Consider the following 15,511-nt stretch of genomic DNA (forward strand, 5'->3'; position numbering starts at 1 on the left):
TAACCGCGCCAGTGAAAAATAGAACAAAGAAAAAGGAAACACTATGTCGATTACCATGTTTGGTATTCCCAACTGCGATACGATCAAAAAAGCCAAGAAATGGTTAGAAGCCGAGGATATTGCTTACGACTTCCATGACTACCGCAAGCAAGGCATTGATGCAGAAATGGTAAGTGAATTTTGTCGCGCTTTAGGTTGGGAACAGGTGCTCAATAAACGTGGCACAACCTACCGCCAATTAGCGCAAGAGCAGAAAGACACACTTAACGAGGAAAACGCCATCGCTCTTTTGGTAGAAAACCCTGCGATGATTAAACGCCCAATTTTAAAAGTGAATGATCAACTTCATATCGGTTTTAAAGCTGATCAATACGCTAGCATTTTCAACTCTTAAATAAAGGAATACTCAAGGATGACAGACAGTCCAGTATTGGCACTTGCTAAAGATCTGATCAGTAGACAATCTGTAACGCCGGAAGACGCAGGTTGTCAGGATTTGATGATCGAGCGCTTAAAAGCACTCGGGTTTGAAATTGAAGTGATGGTATTTGAAGACACCACGAACTTCTGGGCTCGCCGTGGTTCAGAAGCGCCACTATTTGCGTTCGCTGGCCACACCGATGTGGTACCTGCTGGCAAACTGGAGCACTGGGATACACATCCGTTTGAACCAACTATTATTGATGGTTACCTACACGGTCGCGGTGCAGCGGATATGAAAGGGTCGCTAGCTGCTATGGTCGTTGCTGTCGAACGCTTCATTGAAGAAAACCCAGACCACAAAGGCTCAATCGGCTTTCTAATTACGTCGGATGAAGAAGGACCATTTATCAATGGTACCGTTCGTGTTGTAGAAACGTTGATGGCACGTGGCGAAAATATCGACATGTGTATCGTCGGTGAACCATCCAGTACCGAAGTAGTTGGCGATGTGGTGAAAAATGGACGTCGCGGCTCTATTACGGGCGATTTGACGGTAAAAGGAACACAAGGCCACGTGGCCTATCCTCATCTAGCCAATAACCCAGTGCACGAGTCTCTACTCGCGATTCATGAACTCGCAACAACAGAGTGGGACAAAGGAAATGATTATTTTCCACCAACCAGCTTCCAGATCCCGAACGTATCGGCTGGCACTGGTGCGTCTAACGTCATTCCTGGCGAGTTCCATGTTCAGTTCAACCTACGTTTTAGTACTGAGCTTAACAATGACGCAATTGTTCAGCGTGTTACCGAAACATTGGACAAGCATGAGCTGGACTACGATCTAAAATGGACATTCAACGGCGACCCATTCCTGACCGATACAGGCGCGCTGCTAGATGCGGTTGTTGCTGCTGTTGCCGACGTGAATGATACGAAGCCAGCCCTACTTACAACTGGCGGTACGTCTGATGGTCGCTTTATCGCTCGAATGGGTGGTCAAGTCGTAGAGTTAGGCCCTGTTAATGCTACGATTCATAAAGTGAACGAATGCGTGAAAGTGGACGATCTAGAAAAGTTGACTGACATGTACGAGAACACGTTGAAACACCTGTTAGCGAAGTAATCAGCGAGAACACCATGACACCAGAGCAACTCACCGGCACCACAGATTCTCATCTGCAATCCACTTTAGTGGGTCAAAAAGCGTTTCTACTCCACCCTGAAGTAGCTGACGATCTGCTAAAGATGATTGAAGCGGCAACAGAAGCAGGTTTTAAAATGGAAATCGCCAGTGGTTTTCGTGACTTCAACCGCCAAAAAGCGATCTGGAACGGGAAGTTTTCTGGTGAGTTGCCAATTCTCGACGTCAACTCCCGCCCTTTAAACAAAGCAGAGTTAAATGACGAAGAGAAGTTGATGGCCATTTTGCGCTGGTCGGCACTGCCTGGAGGAAGTCGTCATCATTGGGGTTGTGATTTTGATGTCTATGCGCGCAATTTATTGCCTACTGACACCAAACTCAAGCTGGAACCTTGGGAGTACCTTGATGGCCACCAGCAAGCGTTCTACCAATGGTTAAAAGCCAACCTTGGTCGATTCGGCTTCTTCTTCCCTTATCAGCAAGATTTAGGTGGCGTTTCGATTGAGCCTTGGCACATTAGCCACCGCACTGTCGGGCAACAGTGCCTCGCGCAATTGACGCCTGATGTGCTCAGAAACCAGCTGATTCAGCAAAATCAGACCGACAACATTGCAGGGATTGACGTCATACTGAATAATTTGGATAACGTCGTTGCCAAATTTATTCACAATATCACGCCGCCGGAGGCTCTATGATAGAAATACTCACCAATCCTTGGGTCATTATCATTGTAGTGTTGAGCGTGGTCATTGGTAACATTGCCGCACTCAAATACACCGCAAAAATGAAGTTTGGTCAGATGGATAAAAGCCGTAAGAACGATTTAGATAAGCTGAACACGTTGGATAAACAGCGCTCCGCTGACGAGGAGAGCAACAAAGACGAGCCTCGTTAGTTAAACACCTACTTTATCCCGACACGCCGAATATAAGCATCAAAAAAGGGACCACTGGGTCCCTTTTCAATTATTGTGTAAACGTATCGCGTTAAGTTCGCTTTGGTTACTGCTTCACCGTCGCAGCCAATACAGGCGCTAGTGATTTCAAAAACTCTTCTTCTACTGGCTTACCAGAGGAATCCGTAATATTGATAGACGTACGGTTGCCTAAATCGCCAAGTAAGAATGTGTACTTACCAGCGTCTAACTCCACTGGTTTAACGCCGATATCGTTCCAGAATTCATCATCCGGAGACGCATATTTCGCAGTGATTGTGCCCTGAGACTGGCTACGCTCTTCAATCTTAAAGCCCATCTTAGGTAGAATATTAGGCAGACGTTGCCAAAGCATGTTGTATTGCGCGCGCGCGACAATCACAGGAAGCCCGCTGCGGTCTTTACCCATTGTAATTGGGATCTGTTTAACCAACTCTTGCGCTTTACGTTGTGCTTCTTCACGTACTTCTTGATCGTAGCGAGCGGTTACCAAGTTCGTCATGAACACATTGTAGCGCTCACGGTTGGTCGCCGTTACTTCTTTCACTTGATTGCCTTCACGCCAGTCAATAAGACTCACTTTAAAGCCGTGTCGACCATTTGCTTCAGCACGTACGATCTCATATCGGCTACCAATTTCCAGCTCTTCGTCTGGCGAATCCCACGTCACCCAACCTGTCTCGATACGAGAATCCGTTTGGCTTTCAACTGGAATCTCGTTGGCCGCGACCATGTTTTGTACGGTTTGCCAAACCTTGTCTAGTTCATCTTTACGAAGTAGCCAAAGTGTCACTTCACCATCACTACTGCGGTCCAGACGTGCACCAGGAATAAGCTCTAGGACTTGTTGAGGTGGACGAATGTCGACATCTTTACCTACACCACCAGCGTAGTTACCCTGAGGGATCTCATAGTTCGGGTAAAACTGTGGCTGTGCGCCTTGCGGGACATTCCACTCACCCAAATTGGGGGAGTTCAAATACTCGAAGTCATCTTTTGCTTGACGACGTTGATTGGCACCACCTGAACAGGCAGTCAATACGAATACAGCTAATGAACTTAACACTAACTGGCTTGAAAGCTTCATCTATACTCCTAAAACACCGAGGGCGCTTTGGCCCCCAGTATGAACTTCAATCCTAGTAACTCAATCTTAATAGCTCAATCTTAATAAATATGGGCATCGGTTAACGCCTGTTCGACGATCGGCTGCGATTTTTCAGAAAGTGTGGTTAAAGGAAGACGCAAACCACCTTCTTCAATCAAACCAAGCTTTTGCGCTGCCCATTTTACTGGGATAGGGCTTGCTTCAATGAAAAGGTTTTTGTGTAGAGTCATCAAGCGTTGGTTAATCGCTTCTGCTTCTTCATACTTACCTTCACTTGCCAAATGGAACATGTCTGCCATGTCTTTAGCTGCAATATTGTTTGTTACCGAGATAACACCATTGCCGCCAAGTTTCACAAAATCGAGCCCCGTCGCATCATCGCCACTTAGTAAGATAAAATCTTCGCCACAAAGTTCACGGTGAATTGCAATTCGGTCCAAATCGCCCGTTGCATCTTTTAAAGCCACGATATTATCAAGCTTTGACAAGCGTGCCACTGTTTCTGGCTGCATATCAACAGCAGTACGGCCTGGTACGTTGTATAAAATTAGAGGCACATCACTCGCTTCAGCAATTGCTTTGTAGTGCAAGAACAAACCTTCTTGAGTTGGTTTGTTGTAATACGGTGTCACACTCAGGAAGCCAGCAATACCAGAATCAGCCAGTAATTTGCTAAATGTTACTGCCTCGTGGGTTGCATTTGCACCCGTGCCAGCAATCACAGGGATGCGACCGTCGGCAAACTCAACAGTTTTATTAACGACCTTTACATGCTCTTCAATGGTCAGTGTCGCTGACTCACCTGTTGTGCCTACTGCCACAATACCGTCTGTACCCGCTTCAACGTGGTACTCTACTAGCTTTTGCAGACTGTCAAAGTCTACTTCGCCATCTGCTTTGAATGGCGTAATCAGCGCTACGATACTTCCTGAAAACATGTTTATCTCCCTCATTTAACTCTTTCTGCATGGTACTGTAATGCGATTGAAAAACACAAGAGCGTAAACTCGCTTACAAAGTACAAATGAATGAATAATTATCAGTTGTTAGAGGTCTAGCAACTTAATTGCTCTATTTGGTTTGATTAGCGGCAATATTGATAATCGTGTTGGGCTTTCGAGTGACTTTAGAATCTATCAGTGATTTGGAAAATACTGAAGTGCACAAGCCAGGAAAATATACTCTTTGGTCGTGCTCACCAAGTCAGACCTGAGTGAATAAAAAGACCAAACAATACGCAAGCACATCATGCAAACGTTTTATTCCCCCAACTCACTCGTTTACTGCTTGCCTCCGATCGTTCACCTCAAGAGCCAACCTACTTTTTTGTAAACTAAAAAAAGAACTGACTCGATATTTCTCCGCAATATCTGTGCTAACATCTTCTCTATTGAAGAAAGGACAAGAAGCTCATTTATGAAGCAACATCTGGTACTTACAGCAGTTGGAACGGACCGTCCAGGCATTTGTAACCAAGTCGTACACCTCGTTACTCAAGCCGGTTGTAACATAGTCGATAGCCGTATCGCTATCTTTGGAAGTGAATTTACGCTGATCATGCTCCTAACTGGGAACGCCAGCAGTGTGACTCGAGTAGAGACGCAATTGCCCCTACTTGGCCAAGAGCATGACCTGATTACGATTATGAAGCGTACGTCGGCGCACGAATTGCTCGACAACAGCTACACAATGGAAGTGTTTATTGAGTCTGAAGACCGCCCAGGTCTGACTGAAAAGTTTACTAAGTTCTTCGCGGATCAACAGATTGGTTTGGACTCTCTTAGCGCCCAAACTATCAGTAAGTCGAAAATTCAACTTGATGCCGACCAATTCCACATTGCGATTACCGCATCAGTAAGTGCGGATTGTAACTTAATGCAATTACAAGAAGATTTCGATGAACTTTGTCAGTCGCTCAACGTACAAGGTTCTCTGAATTTCATTAAAAACACACTATAAAGTAAAGGAAATCACCATGAATACGCTGACAGCAGGCTCGCCAGCGCCAGCCTTCTCTTTGCTCGACCAAGACGGAAATACCGTTTCTCTTGAAGACTTTAAAGGCAAGAAAGTACTTTTCTACTTTTACCCTAAGGCGATGACTCCGGGTTGTACTACACAAGCAAAAGGTCTTCGTGACATCAAAGCTGAACTCGATGCACACAACGTGGTGGTACTTGGCGTAAGCATCGACCCTGTAAAACGCCTAGGCAAATTCATCGAGCGTGATGATTTAAACTTTACCCTGCTTTCTGACGAAGATCATGCCGTTGCAGACCAATTTGGCGTTTGGGGCGAAAAGAAATTCATGGGTAAAGTATACGATGGTCTTCACCGCATTAGCTTCCTAATCAATGAAGAAGGCGTGATCGAACACGTGTTCAACAAGTTCAAAACCAAAGATCACCACGAAGTCGTATTAAATTACCTCAACGAAAACGCATAAGCGCGATCCGTTCTTCAAATAACAAAAAGCCCAGCAAACTGCTGGGCTTTCTTTTGAGCATTGTACTTTGGTAACGCCTACTCTTGTTCGACTGGTTCGTTTTCTTCCGTACTTGGTAAGGCATGCCATACGGCTTTAACTAGTGTCGCCAACGGAATGGCGAAGAATACGCCCCAAAAACCCCACAAGCCACCGAAGACTAACACTGCCACAATGATGGCAACTGGGTGTAGATTTACCGCCTCAGAAAACAGAACAGGAACCAACACATTGCCATCCAGCGCTTGGATAATACCGTAAGCAAGCAGCAACCAATAAAACGGAGGCGCAAGACCCCATTGGAACAGACCAACGATGGCGACAGGCACGGTTACAGCTGCTGCGCCGATATATGGAATTAACACAGATAGACCGACAGCTACGGCAAGCAGCGCCGAATAGCGAAGATCTAAAATGGCAAAAGTCACGTAACTCACGCCACCCACTATTAAAATCTCGAGCACTTTACCGCGAATGTAATTGGAGATCTGCTCGTTCATTTCATGCCAAACTTTATTCGCGAGTTTACGGTTTTTCGGCAAAACACCACTCGCGATTCTTAGCATCTCTTCTTTGTCTTTCAGTAAGAAGAAGATAAGTAGTGGCACTAAAATCAGGTATACCGCTAGCGTCGCAATACTGACTAATGACGCAAGTGAGCCTTTTACTACACTCTCACCAAGTCCCAACGCTTGGTTTTTGGCATTTGTCACCACGGTTTCTACAATTTCTAAGTTTGCTAACTCAGGATGACGTTCTGGTAGCGTGACAATAAACTTTTGTAACCCGTTGTACATGTTTGGAATATCGTTAATTAGATTACCGACCTGAGTCCAAATCGTCGGAACCAAACCAAACAAAGCGATCAACATCAATCCGACGAACATTAAGATCACGATGATGACCGACAAAGTGCGCGGCACGCCCATGCGACACATTTTTACGACTGGCCATTCAAGTAAATAAGCCAAAACGATCGCGACAAGCAATGGCGCAATCAAATGCCCAAAGAAGTAAATGGTGATAAAACCAAACAGCAAGATCGCGACGAGACTTACTGCATGAGGGTCTGAGAAACGTCGTTTATACCAACGACTAACCATTTCAAACATCTTATGCGGATTCCTTATTGAATACAGTCAATGTGTAGTGCTCTGATGTAGATTGGCAATCAACTGAGTACCCTTGGGCACTGAGATAGTTCACAATGTCTCGTTTAGAGCTGTTATCCACCACTTGAATAACAAGTTGATGATACTGCTGCGTTTCTCCTTGAAAGACTTCAGCAGCGTGACGCTTTGCAAGTAATAGTGCCATAGGGCAACGTTGTTCACGCAAATCAAGTAACATGGATTCCATTGTATTGCTCTGCACTTATGATAGGGTTGTATTGTAACGGCTTTTTGAGCTGGTGCTAGCACTTCTGACATGATTTAACCACATGCTGAAATGACTCGGATATAAAATAATTTACGAAACCAATTCATTTATTTCCGGTCTTATTGCTAGCTTATATCCTCGCGGATAACCAAAACGCATGTGGCGCTGTTAAGAGGTTCTCAGCCTCTAACCACATGCTTATGTATTTTGGAGAACCTTTTAAACGTATGTTAAAACGCACTCGCTCGCTAGTTTGCTTATGTCTTGCAGCTGCAATCAGTTCGCCGACAACCTATGCCAATAGCATTGACTTGCCAGACATTGGTACGGCTGCTGGTGGTACGCTCTCAATAGACCAAGAGTTGATTTACGGCGACGCCTATATGCGTATGCTCAGAGCCAGTAAACCTATCGTTAATGATCCTGTTATCAATGAATATATTGACGCTCTCGGGCACAGACTAGTAGCCAATGCGAACGATGTAAAAACGCCGTTTCACTTCTTTATGATTCGCGACCGCAATATTAACGCGTTCGCGTTTTTTGGTGGTTACGTAGCGTTGCACTCTGGGTTGTTTCTTCATGCACGTTCAGAAAGCGAGTTGGCCTCTGTTGTTGCTCACGAGATTGCGCACGTCACACAACGCCACCTTGCGCGCAGCATGGAAGAGCAAGCACGTCGCTCTCCGGCCACATTGGCTGCACTCGCTGGCGCATTACTGCTTTCGATAGCCTCACCAGAAGCGGGGATGGCTGCAATTACGGCGGCAACCGCAGGTAACATGCAAAGCCAAATCAACTACACTCGCGCGAATGAAAAAGAAGCGGACCGCTTTGGTATTTCGACACTGGCAAAAGCTGGTTTTGATGTTCAAGCAATGCCACGTTTTTTTGGCCGTCTTGCAGATGAATATCGTTATGCGAGTAAACCGCCGCCAATGCTACTGACTCACCCACTACCTGAAGATCGAATTACTGATAGCCGTGCACGAGCAAGGACCTATCCACCAATGCGAGTTGTGCCTTCGATAGACTATCACCTAGCGCGTGCGCGCATTGTGGCTCGTTACGCTGGCATTGATGGACAAGCTGCTTTGGGCTGGTTTGAGCGAACTCAAAAGAAAGCCTCTGCGGACATCACACCTGCTTTTGACTATGGGCGAGCACTCGTACATTTAGACAGCAAACGCTTGTCTCAAGCGGAACCTATTTTGAAAAAGTTGCTGGAGCAGGACCCAAGTAACCCGTTCTACCTGGATGCTATGACGGATTTATATATCGAGAAGAAGCAGCCAGAAAAAGCAACCGATATGCTCCGTAAAGCGTTATCTCGGAACCCTCAAAATAAAGTATTGACCATTAACTATGCCAATGCGCTACTTGAGGACAATAAAAACGATCAAGCCACGCGAGTTCTTCAAAGATACACTCATGATTATCCTGAAGATACAAATGGCTGGCACCTAATATCGAAGAGCTACCACGCGCTAGGACGTAGTGATGAAGAGTTGGCTGCGCGAGCGGAAATTTTGGCGTTGCGAGCAAACTGGAATAAAGCGATTCAATATTATAGTGAAGCAAGTAAAATGGCCAAGTTGGGCAGCTTAGAGCAAGCTCGATACGATGCCCGTATTGACCAACTCATGATCCAAAGAGATCGATTCATGGCATTACAATAACGAAATGGAGAAAACCATGTCAGTCGTGATTTATCACAACCCTCGTTGCTCAAAAAGCCGTCAAACACTTGAACTGCTTGAGCAAAATGGTGTTACACCGGAAGTCGTCAAATACCTAGACACACCACTTAACGTAGATGAGCTAAAAGCGCTGTACGCACAACTTGGCTTTTCATCTGTACGTGAAATGATGCGCACCAAAGAAAGCGAATACAAAGAACTTGGCCTAGGCGAAGACTCTGTTAGCGATGAGCAATTGTTCGAAGCAATGGCGAAAAATCCAAAATTATTTGAGCGTCCGGTGGTAGTTGCCAACGGCAAAGCGAAAATTGGTCGACCACCAGAGCAAGTGTTGGATATTCTATAAATGGATTGCCAGATCCTTATTTTGTATTTCAGCCGTCACGGCTCGACAAAACAACTGGCAAGACAGATAGCAAGAGGAGTCGAATCGACTCCTCAATGCCAAGCAATTTTGCGTACAGTTGAAGAATTGTCACCTCACTCACACTCCCCTTCTGATCCAATTGTTACTCTAGAGGAACTGAAAACGTGCGACGGTCTAGCGTTTGGCAGTCCCGTCTGGTTTGGCAACATGGCTGCGCCTTTAAAGCACTTCTGGGATCAGACTACATCTTTATGGGTCAGTGGTGACTTAATCGATAAGCCAGCTTGTGTCTTTACCTCTTCCTCTTCGATGCATGGTGGTCAAGAAACAACGTTACAAAGCATGATGACCCCTTTATTGCATCACGGGATGATGGTTTTGGGCATTCCTTATGCCGAACCAGAGCTACACACTACGCAGTCCGGAGGCACTCCGTATGGCGCCAGCAGTGTAGGCCATGAGGCAACCCTCAGCAGTGAAGAGATTCGTCTGGCACAACAATTAGGCAAAAGGCTGGCAACTGCAGCGTTAAAACTAAAAGTCTGTTAGTAAAATCAAGGATAGTTAATCGATGTCTGACTCTTTAGACCAAACACCACTCGGTACACAGGCTAAAACCTATCGTTACCTAGCTTTATTTGGCAACTTAGCCTTATTAGCCTGGGTCGCAATTTGGCAGCTTGCGTTGTCCCCTCACCCTCACCTTAGCAGCACAACACTTGCTATTGCTTGGTGTATTCCGCTATTACTTCCATTGCCTGGTATTTTGGCTGGTAAGCCTTACACTCATGCTTGGGCTAACTTTGTTCTTATGCTGTATTTCTTGCATGCGCTGACCATCCTTTATGTGGATGGTGGAGAACGTTGGCTTGCGGCAGTAGAGTTGCTCCTGACTTCACTCGGTTTCGCTGGCAATATTTTGTTTGCTAGAGCGAGAGGCAAAGAGCTAGGTCTCAAGTTGAAGCGCCTCTCTCAAGTAGAAAAAGAAGAAAAAGCGAAATTCAATAAATAACGCCAATCGCAGTCAATCACTGAGCATTGGTTCGAATACGAATTTAGAAAACAAAAAGAGTCGCTATTGCGACTCTTTTTTACGCTTACCACATTGGTGTTTGATCCTTGCGCTTTACGCCTGGAAAGCTATCAATGCGATTACGATGCCGAGCGCCACTCGTAGATCAAGTCATACTGTTCTCGGACAGGCTCCACAATCATAGGCTGAGTTGGTTGCGTTTCGTCCTTTGCTTCCGCCGCGATATCCGCAGGCACTTCAGACTGCACTTTTTCTACCATAGCTGTATCTTTAGCTTCATTCATCGGAGCAATTGGCTCTGCTTCTTGAGTTAAAGCTGGGGCATCAACTTCACCCAAAGGATCTTCAAAAACCATTAATTGAGAAATAGAAGAAGCTTCTTTCTCAAAAGCTTGTTGAGATGCCAAAAGATGGATGTTGAGCGTCAGCTCATCACCTTGGACACGCTTAATTTCCGTACCCGCAACCGAATTAAGTTGTTTTAACGCATTCTCTAAACGGAAGAAGTCCGTGGCAGACGTTACATTAAGGACTTTCACCGCCAACGCTTTTGAAGATTTTCCAGATACTACCACTGCGCTCTTACTCGCGTAGTAGTCAGCGATGCCATCAACCATCTCAGCAATGGCATTGGCGCCTGATGCGGAACCGTTACGTGGAGAGCGTTGTGCTTCAACAATTCTCATTGGTGATTGATCGTATAACGTCCAGCGAATTTGTTCACCTTGAGCGCGCACAACTAAAACGGCATCCGCTGGGTAGCGCTGGCTCGCTTGGCCAATTGGCTCAATAAAGCCGCCCCAAAGATCAGAAACATTAACACCAGTTACATCATCAAAATCACCAACCGGGATCGTGATCGGCAAGCCTCTCGATTTCGCAGCACTGCGAAGTGCTACAGCGTTTGAAGAGTCGGAATGCTCCCAAGCAATATTACGATCGTATCCCTGTTCTTCCACCATCCAAACCAAAATATTGGCACGATTTGGCGACCAAGATGGCAATTGAGCTTGTGTTAAAAGAGAGCTGATTTGGTCGCTGTTAAACAACATTTTTAAGCTCGCTTTTCCATCAACCTGCCCATAGCTCAGTTGGGAAATGTAACGCGCACTTGAACCAAGTGCCTTTTTAATCACTGGATTGCTTAAAGAGGATTGAGAACCGGTCGCTCGAACAATCACATCCTGCATACCTTGTTGACGAGCCAGAGACTCACCGTCGTTCTGCTCACTGTCGATAACCACTTCGGCACGATAGATATCCACCTGAGTTAATGCATATACTGGTAGGGACAACCAACCTATCAGTAAGAGAGCTAAATAGCGCATAGTTTTTATAATCCTCTGAACAAGAACCCGAATAATAAGCAACTATCAAATCTTGAGCAAGGTAAGTACTGAGTAAATTGTCTGTATTATGACCAGCTTTGTTAACTCGGGTCTCAACGAGCACTCTAGCGTTGTTTTTCATAATAAACTCATTGCTTATCCAGCTATCTCAACAAGTTAGACAGTTCATTTTTCATCGTCACGCAAGACTCGTAAAAGAGGCCAATTTGCAAGCAACTAACTCTCAAAAACGCTATTTATGGGAAAGATTCAATCGAAAGTTTGATCCATGCAACGTTGCAAACGATTGCAGGATGATAGTATTCGCCGGATTTGTCTGCGTATCTTGAAAATAGGGAATTATTATGAAAAACGCGTTACAAGGCGCTCAAATGCTCTTTGTCGCTTTTGGTGCTTTGGTGCTTGTGCCGCTGTTAACTGGCCTTGATCCAAATGTCGCCCTCTTTGGTGCCGGTGTCGGTACTCTCCTCTTCCAATTAATGACTAGACGTTCTGTTCCCATCTTCCTTGCCTCTTCTTTTGCGTTTATTGCTCCTATTATGTTCGGTATCCAAACTTGGGGTATCGGCGCAACGATGGGCGGCTTAATGGCAGCGGGCCTGGTTTATGTGGCTCTAGGGGCGATGATCAAAGTGCGTGGTGTTGGATTTATCCATAAAATTCTCCCGCCTGTTGTCGTTGGCCCTGTGATCATGGTGATTGGTCTTGGCCTTGCTCCAACAGCAGTGAACATGGCGGTAGGTAAAACCGGTGATGGTGCTGCACAGCTTGTTAATGGTGATGCTGCGATCATCATCTCGGCGGTCTCACTGCTCACAACCATTGTACTAAGCGTGTTTGCAAAAGGCTTTTTGAAGCTCGTTCCTATTGTTGGTGGTATTCTTGCTGGTTACTCTGTTTCTCTATTCTATGGGGTGGTTGATTTCACTCCAGTAACACAAGCGGCTTGGCTAGCTATGCCAAACTTCACCGCGCCAGAGTTCAACATAAACGCAATCTTGTTCATGATTCCTGTCGCTATCGCACCTGCGGTAGAGCACGTAGGTGACATGCTTGCTATCTCAAACGTTACAGGTAAAAACTACCTGAAAAAACCTGGCCTTCATCGCACAATCGCAGGTGACGGGGTGGCAACTATCGCAGCCTCGATGGTGGGTGCTCCACCAAACACCACTTACAGTGAAGTAACAGGAGCGGTAATGCTAACCAAAGCATTTAACCCTGTGATCATGACTTGGGCTGCGATCACTGCAATCGTACTTGCATTGGTAGGTAAGCTAGGCGCGGTTCTTCAAACGATTCCAGTACCTGTCATGGGCGGTATCATGATTCTGCTGTTCGGCTCTATCGCCACGGTAGGCCTCAACACACTGATCAAGAATAACGTTGATTTACATAAGTCTCGTAACCTAGTGATCGTTGCCGTAACACTTGTATTTGGTATTGGCGGTATGGCTTTCGGTATTGGTGAGTTCAGCCTACAAGGTGTGAGCCTATGCGGTATCGTGGCAATTATTCTTAACCTTGTGCTACCAAACGATTTAGGTGAAAACCACGTTGTAGATAACGCACAAATGGAAGAAGAGAACGCGAAATAGTGCGTCTGCGCTGCTTTACTGAGTGGCGCATTTTATTCTTCTCGTATTATAGATATAAAAAAGGCTTGGTTTTCACCAAGCCTTTGTTTTTTCTGTTCAGTCGTAGTAATACATTAAAGAATTACTTAGTACCGAAGATCTTATCACCTGCATCACCTAGACCCGGTACGATGTAGCCTTTGTCATTTAGCTTCTCATCGATGGCCGCAGTGTATAGCTCCACATCTGGGTGTGCTTTTTCTAGCGCTTCAATACCTTCTGGTGCAGCAACAAGTACCAACACTTTGATTTGGTTACAACCTTTCTCTTTTAGAAGATCAATCGTAGCAATCATAGAACCACCCGTTGCAAGCATTGGGTCAACAACAAGCGCAATACGCTCATCGATGTTAGAAGCAAGCTTGTTGAAGTAAGGAACTGGCTCAAGTGTTTCTTCATCACGGTAAATACCAACAACACTGATACGTGCGCTTGGCATGTGCTCAAGAACACCGTCCATCATGCCTAGACCTGCACGTAGGATTGGTACTACGGTTACTTTTTTACCTTTAATTTGGTCTACTTCTACCGGACCGTTCCAACCATCAATGGTCACTTTTTCTGTTTCAAAGTCTGACGTTGCTTCGTAAGTAAGTAGGCTACCGACCTCAGTCGCTAACTCACGAAAACGTTTTGTGCTGATGTCACCTTCTCTCATTAGACCAATTTTATGTTTTACTAGAGGGTGCTTTACTTCAACAACTTTCATGTCCATCTCCGGCTATAGTTGGCAATATTTAAACAAACCTTCAGATTATACATGATTTTTGCAGGGATATCAGGATAAATCACTAAAGAAAAAAACAGACGCAAACGTTTGCTATCTATGTTTAAGCACTGTTAGAATAGCGCCGTTTTCATATCCAACTTAATACCGAGGACTTCCCTGTGAGTGGTAACAACTCTTCTCTTAGCTATAAAGACGCTGGTGTAGATATTGATGCAGGCAACGCGCTTGTGGATCGTATTAAGGGTGCGGTAAAACGTACTCGTCGCCCTGAAGTTATGGGTGGTATCGGTGGTTTTGGCGCGCTATGCGAATTGCCAACCAAATACAAACAACCTGTACTGGTTTCTGGTACTGATGGCGTAGGTACTAAGCTTCGCCTAGCACTGGATATGAACAAGCACGACACTATCGGCATCGACCTTGTTGCGATGTGTGTAAATGATCTTATCGTGCAAGGCGCAGAGCCACTGTTCTTCCTAGATTATTACGCAACAGGCAAGCTAGACGTTGATACCGCAGCGGATGTTGTTTCAGGTATCGCGGAAGGCTGTATTCAAGCAGGTTGCGCCCTAATTGGTGGCGAAACTGCCGAGATGCCTGGCATGTATGAAGGCGAAGACTACGACGTAGCTGGTTTCTGTGTTGGCGTAGTCGAAAAAGAAGACGTGATCGACGGCACGAAAGTCGCTGCTGGTGATGCACTTATCGCTGTTGGCTCAAGCGGTCCACACTCAAACGGTTACTCCCTTATCCGTAAAATCCTAGAAGTATCTGGCGCAGATAAGAACGAAGAACTAGCAGGTCGCACTATCGGTGAGCACCTACTAGAACCAACGAAGATTTACATCAAATCAGCACTTAAGATGATTGAGAAATACGACATCCATGCGATTTCTCATATCACTGGTGGTGGTTTCTGGGAAAACATCCCACGTGTGCTGCCTGAAGGCACAAAAGCAGTTATCGATGGTAACAGCTGGGAATGGCCAGTGATCTTCAAGTGGCTACAAGAGAAAGGCAACGTCGACACACACGAAATGTACCGTACGTTCAACTGTGGTGTGGGTCTAATCGTTGCACTACCTAAAGACCAAGCGGAAGCCGCGGTTGCTCTTCTTCAAGAAGAAGGTGAAAACGCATGGGTGATTGGTCAAATCGCGCAAGCAGAAGCGAACGAAGAGCAAGTTGAAATCCAATAATTTGCAAATCGAGCTCACAAGA

General features: G+C 45.6%; 18 protein-coding genes. 12 read left to right on the forward strand and 6 right to left on the reverse strand.

What is annotated here, in order from left to right; translation table 11 throughout:
• Positions 1-43: 43 nt before the first annotated feature.
• From NDJ01_RS05940 to NDJ01_RS05955, 4 genes are read left to right on the forward strand one after another with little or no spacing between them, the layout of a single operon-like run.
• The gene (locus NDJ01_RS05940) at positions 44-394 is read left to right on the forward strand and encodes an ArsC family reductase (RefSeq protein WP_005380431.1); all 351 of its coding nucleotides are present in this window, start codon (positions 44-46) and stop codon (positions 392-394) included.
• Between the two features lie 18 nt (positions 395-412).
• Positions 413-1,549, forward strand: a complete 1,137-nt coding sequence (gene dapE / locus NDJ01_RS05945; protein ID WP_193446995.1) for a succinyl-diaminopimelate desuccinylase — start codon at positions 413-415, stop codon at positions 1,547-1,549.
• 14 nt (positions 1,550-1,563) lie between these two features.
• The gene (locus NDJ01_RS05950; protein WP_258586433.1) at positions 1,564-2,262 is read left to right on the forward strand and encodes a M15 family metallopeptidase; all 699 of its coding nucleotides are present in this window, start codon (positions 1,564-1,566) and stop codon (positions 2,260-2,262) included.
• A complete protein-coding gene (locus NDJ01_RS05955; protein WP_012841517.1) occupies positions 2,259-2,462 on the forward strand; it encodes a DUF2897 family protein in 204 nt (67 codons plus the stop codon). Before NDJ01_RS05950 ends, NDJ01_RS05955 begins: the two co-directional genes overlap by 4 nt.
• A 106-nt stretch (positions 2,463-2,568) precedes the next feature.
• On the opposite strand, the gene bamC is transcribed toward NDJ01_RS05955, so the two are convergent.
• Positions 2,569-3,588 (reverse strand): outer membrane protein assembly factor BamC, encoded by a 1,020-nt coding sequence (gene bamC, locus NDJ01_RS05960; protein WP_006741687.1) that lies wholly within the window; start codon positions 3,586-3,588, stop codon positions 2,569-2,571.
• A gap of 80 nt (positions 3,589-3,668) precedes the next feature.
• Complete coding sequence (dapA, locus tag NDJ01_RS05965) at positions 3,669-4,547, reverse strand: 4-hydroxy-tetrahydrodipicolinate synthase (RefSeq protein WP_054867202.1); 879 nt, start codon at positions 4,545-4,547, stop codon at positions 3,669-3,671.
• 478 nt (positions 4,548-5,025) lie between these two features.
• On the opposite strand from dapA, the gene NDJ01_RS05970 reads away from it, so the two are divergent.
• Together NDJ01_RS05970 and bcp are read left to right on the forward strand one after the other, a co-directional pair.
• On the forward strand, positions 5,026-5,568 hold the full coding sequence (locus NDJ01_RS05970; protein ID WP_012841515.1) for a glycine cleavage system protein R: 543 nt from the start codon (positions 5,026-5,028) through the stop codon (positions 5,566-5,568).
• A 16-nt stretch (positions 5,569-5,584) separates the two neighbouring features.
• Positions 5,585-6,055 carry a thioredoxin-dependent thiol peroxidase gene (bcp, locus tag NDJ01_RS05975; RefSeq protein WP_005380418.1) on the forward strand — a complete coding sequence of 157 codons (471 nt, stop codon included), beginning with the start codon at positions 5,585-5,587 and terminating at the stop codon, positions 6,053-6,055.
• A gap of 77 nt (positions 6,056-6,132) precedes the next feature.
• Here bcp and NDJ01_RS05980 read toward each other — a convergent pair whose 3' ends face one another.
• Entirely contained in the window at positions 6,133-7,206 is a 1,074-nt protein-coding gene (locus NDJ01_RS05980) for an AI-2E family transporter (protein ID WP_006741685.1), read from the reverse strand.
• 1 nt (position 7,207) lies between these two features.
• Positions 7,208-7,444, reverse strand: a complete 237-nt coding sequence (locus NDJ01_RS05985) for a sulfurtransferase TusA family protein (protein ID WP_046875522.1) — start codon at positions 7,442-7,444, stop codon at positions 7,208-7,210.
• A 257-nt stretch (positions 7,445-7,701) separates the two neighbouring features.
• Between NDJ01_RS05985 and NDJ01_RS05990 the strand changes: the two genes are divergently transcribed.
• Genes NDJ01_RS05990 through NDJ01_RS06005 form a run of 4 tightly spaced genes read left to right on the forward strand, consistent with a single transcriptional unit; the run spans position 7,702 to position 10,553 of the window.
• A complete protein-coding gene (locus tag NDJ01_RS05990) occupies positions 7,702-9,153 on the forward strand; it encodes a M48 family metallopeptidase (RefSeq protein WP_046875521.1) in 1,452 nt (483 codons plus the stop codon).
• A 16-nt stretch (positions 9,154-9,169) separates the two neighbouring features.
• Positions 9,170-9,520: an arsenate reductase (glutaredoxin) gene (arsC, locus tag NDJ01_RS05995; protein WP_005380410.1), complete on the forward strand. Its 351-nt coding sequence runs from the start codon at positions 9,170-9,172 to the stop codon at positions 9,518-9,520.
• Positions 9,521-10,090, forward strand: a complete 570-nt coding sequence (gene wrbA, locus NDJ01_RS06000; RefSeq protein ID WP_012841512.1) for an NAD(P)H:quinone oxidoreductase — start codon at positions 9,521-9,523, stop codon at positions 10,088-10,090. It abuts the gene before it with no gap.
• Between the two features lie 22 nt (positions 10,091-10,112).
• A complete protein-coding gene (locus NDJ01_RS06005) occupies positions 10,113-10,553 on the forward strand; it encodes a DUF2069 domain-containing protein (RefSeq protein ID WP_012841511.1) in 441 nt (146 codons plus the stop codon).
• 140 nt (positions 10,554-10,693) lie between these two features.
• Here the strand turns inward: NDJ01_RS06005 and NDJ01_RS06010 are convergent, their stop codons facing one another.
• Complete coding sequence (locus NDJ01_RS06010) at positions 10,694-11,902, reverse strand: DUF2066 domain-containing protein (protein ID WP_065645522.1); 1,209 nt, start codon at positions 11,900-11,902, stop codon at positions 10,694-10,696.
• A gap of 365 nt (positions 11,903-12,267) precedes the next feature.
• Between NDJ01_RS06010 and NDJ01_RS06015 the strand changes: the two genes are divergently transcribed.
• On the forward strand, positions 12,268-13,521 hold the full coding sequence (locus NDJ01_RS06015) for a uracil-xanthine permease family protein (RefSeq protein ID WP_258586434.1): 1,254 nt from the start codon (positions 12,268-12,270) through the stop codon (positions 13,519-13,521).
• A 121-nt stretch (positions 13,522-13,642) separates the two neighbouring features.
• On the opposite strand, the gene upp is transcribed toward NDJ01_RS06015, so the two are convergent.
• Complete coding sequence (gene upp, locus NDJ01_RS06020) at positions 13,643-14,269, reverse strand: uracil phosphoribosyltransferase (protein ID WP_041852906.1); 627 nt, start codon at positions 14,267-14,269, stop codon at positions 13,643-13,645.
• Between the two features lie 179 nt (positions 14,270-14,448).
• On the opposite strand from upp, the gene purM reads away from it, so the two are divergent.
• The gene (gene purM / locus NDJ01_RS06025; protein WP_145532721.1) at positions 14,449-15,489 is read left to right on the forward strand and encodes a phosphoribosylformylglycinamidine cyclo-ligase; all 1,041 of its coding nucleotides are present in this window, start codon (positions 14,449-14,451) and stop codon (positions 15,487-15,489) included.
• Positions 15,490-15,511 lie beyond the last annotated feature (22 nt).

This window comes from Vibrio sp. HS-50-1, from assembly GCF_024747315.1.
GTDB classification, from domain to species: Bacteria; Pseudomonadota; Gammaproteobacteria; order Enterobacterales; family Vibrionaceae; genus Vibrio; species Vibrio diabolicus.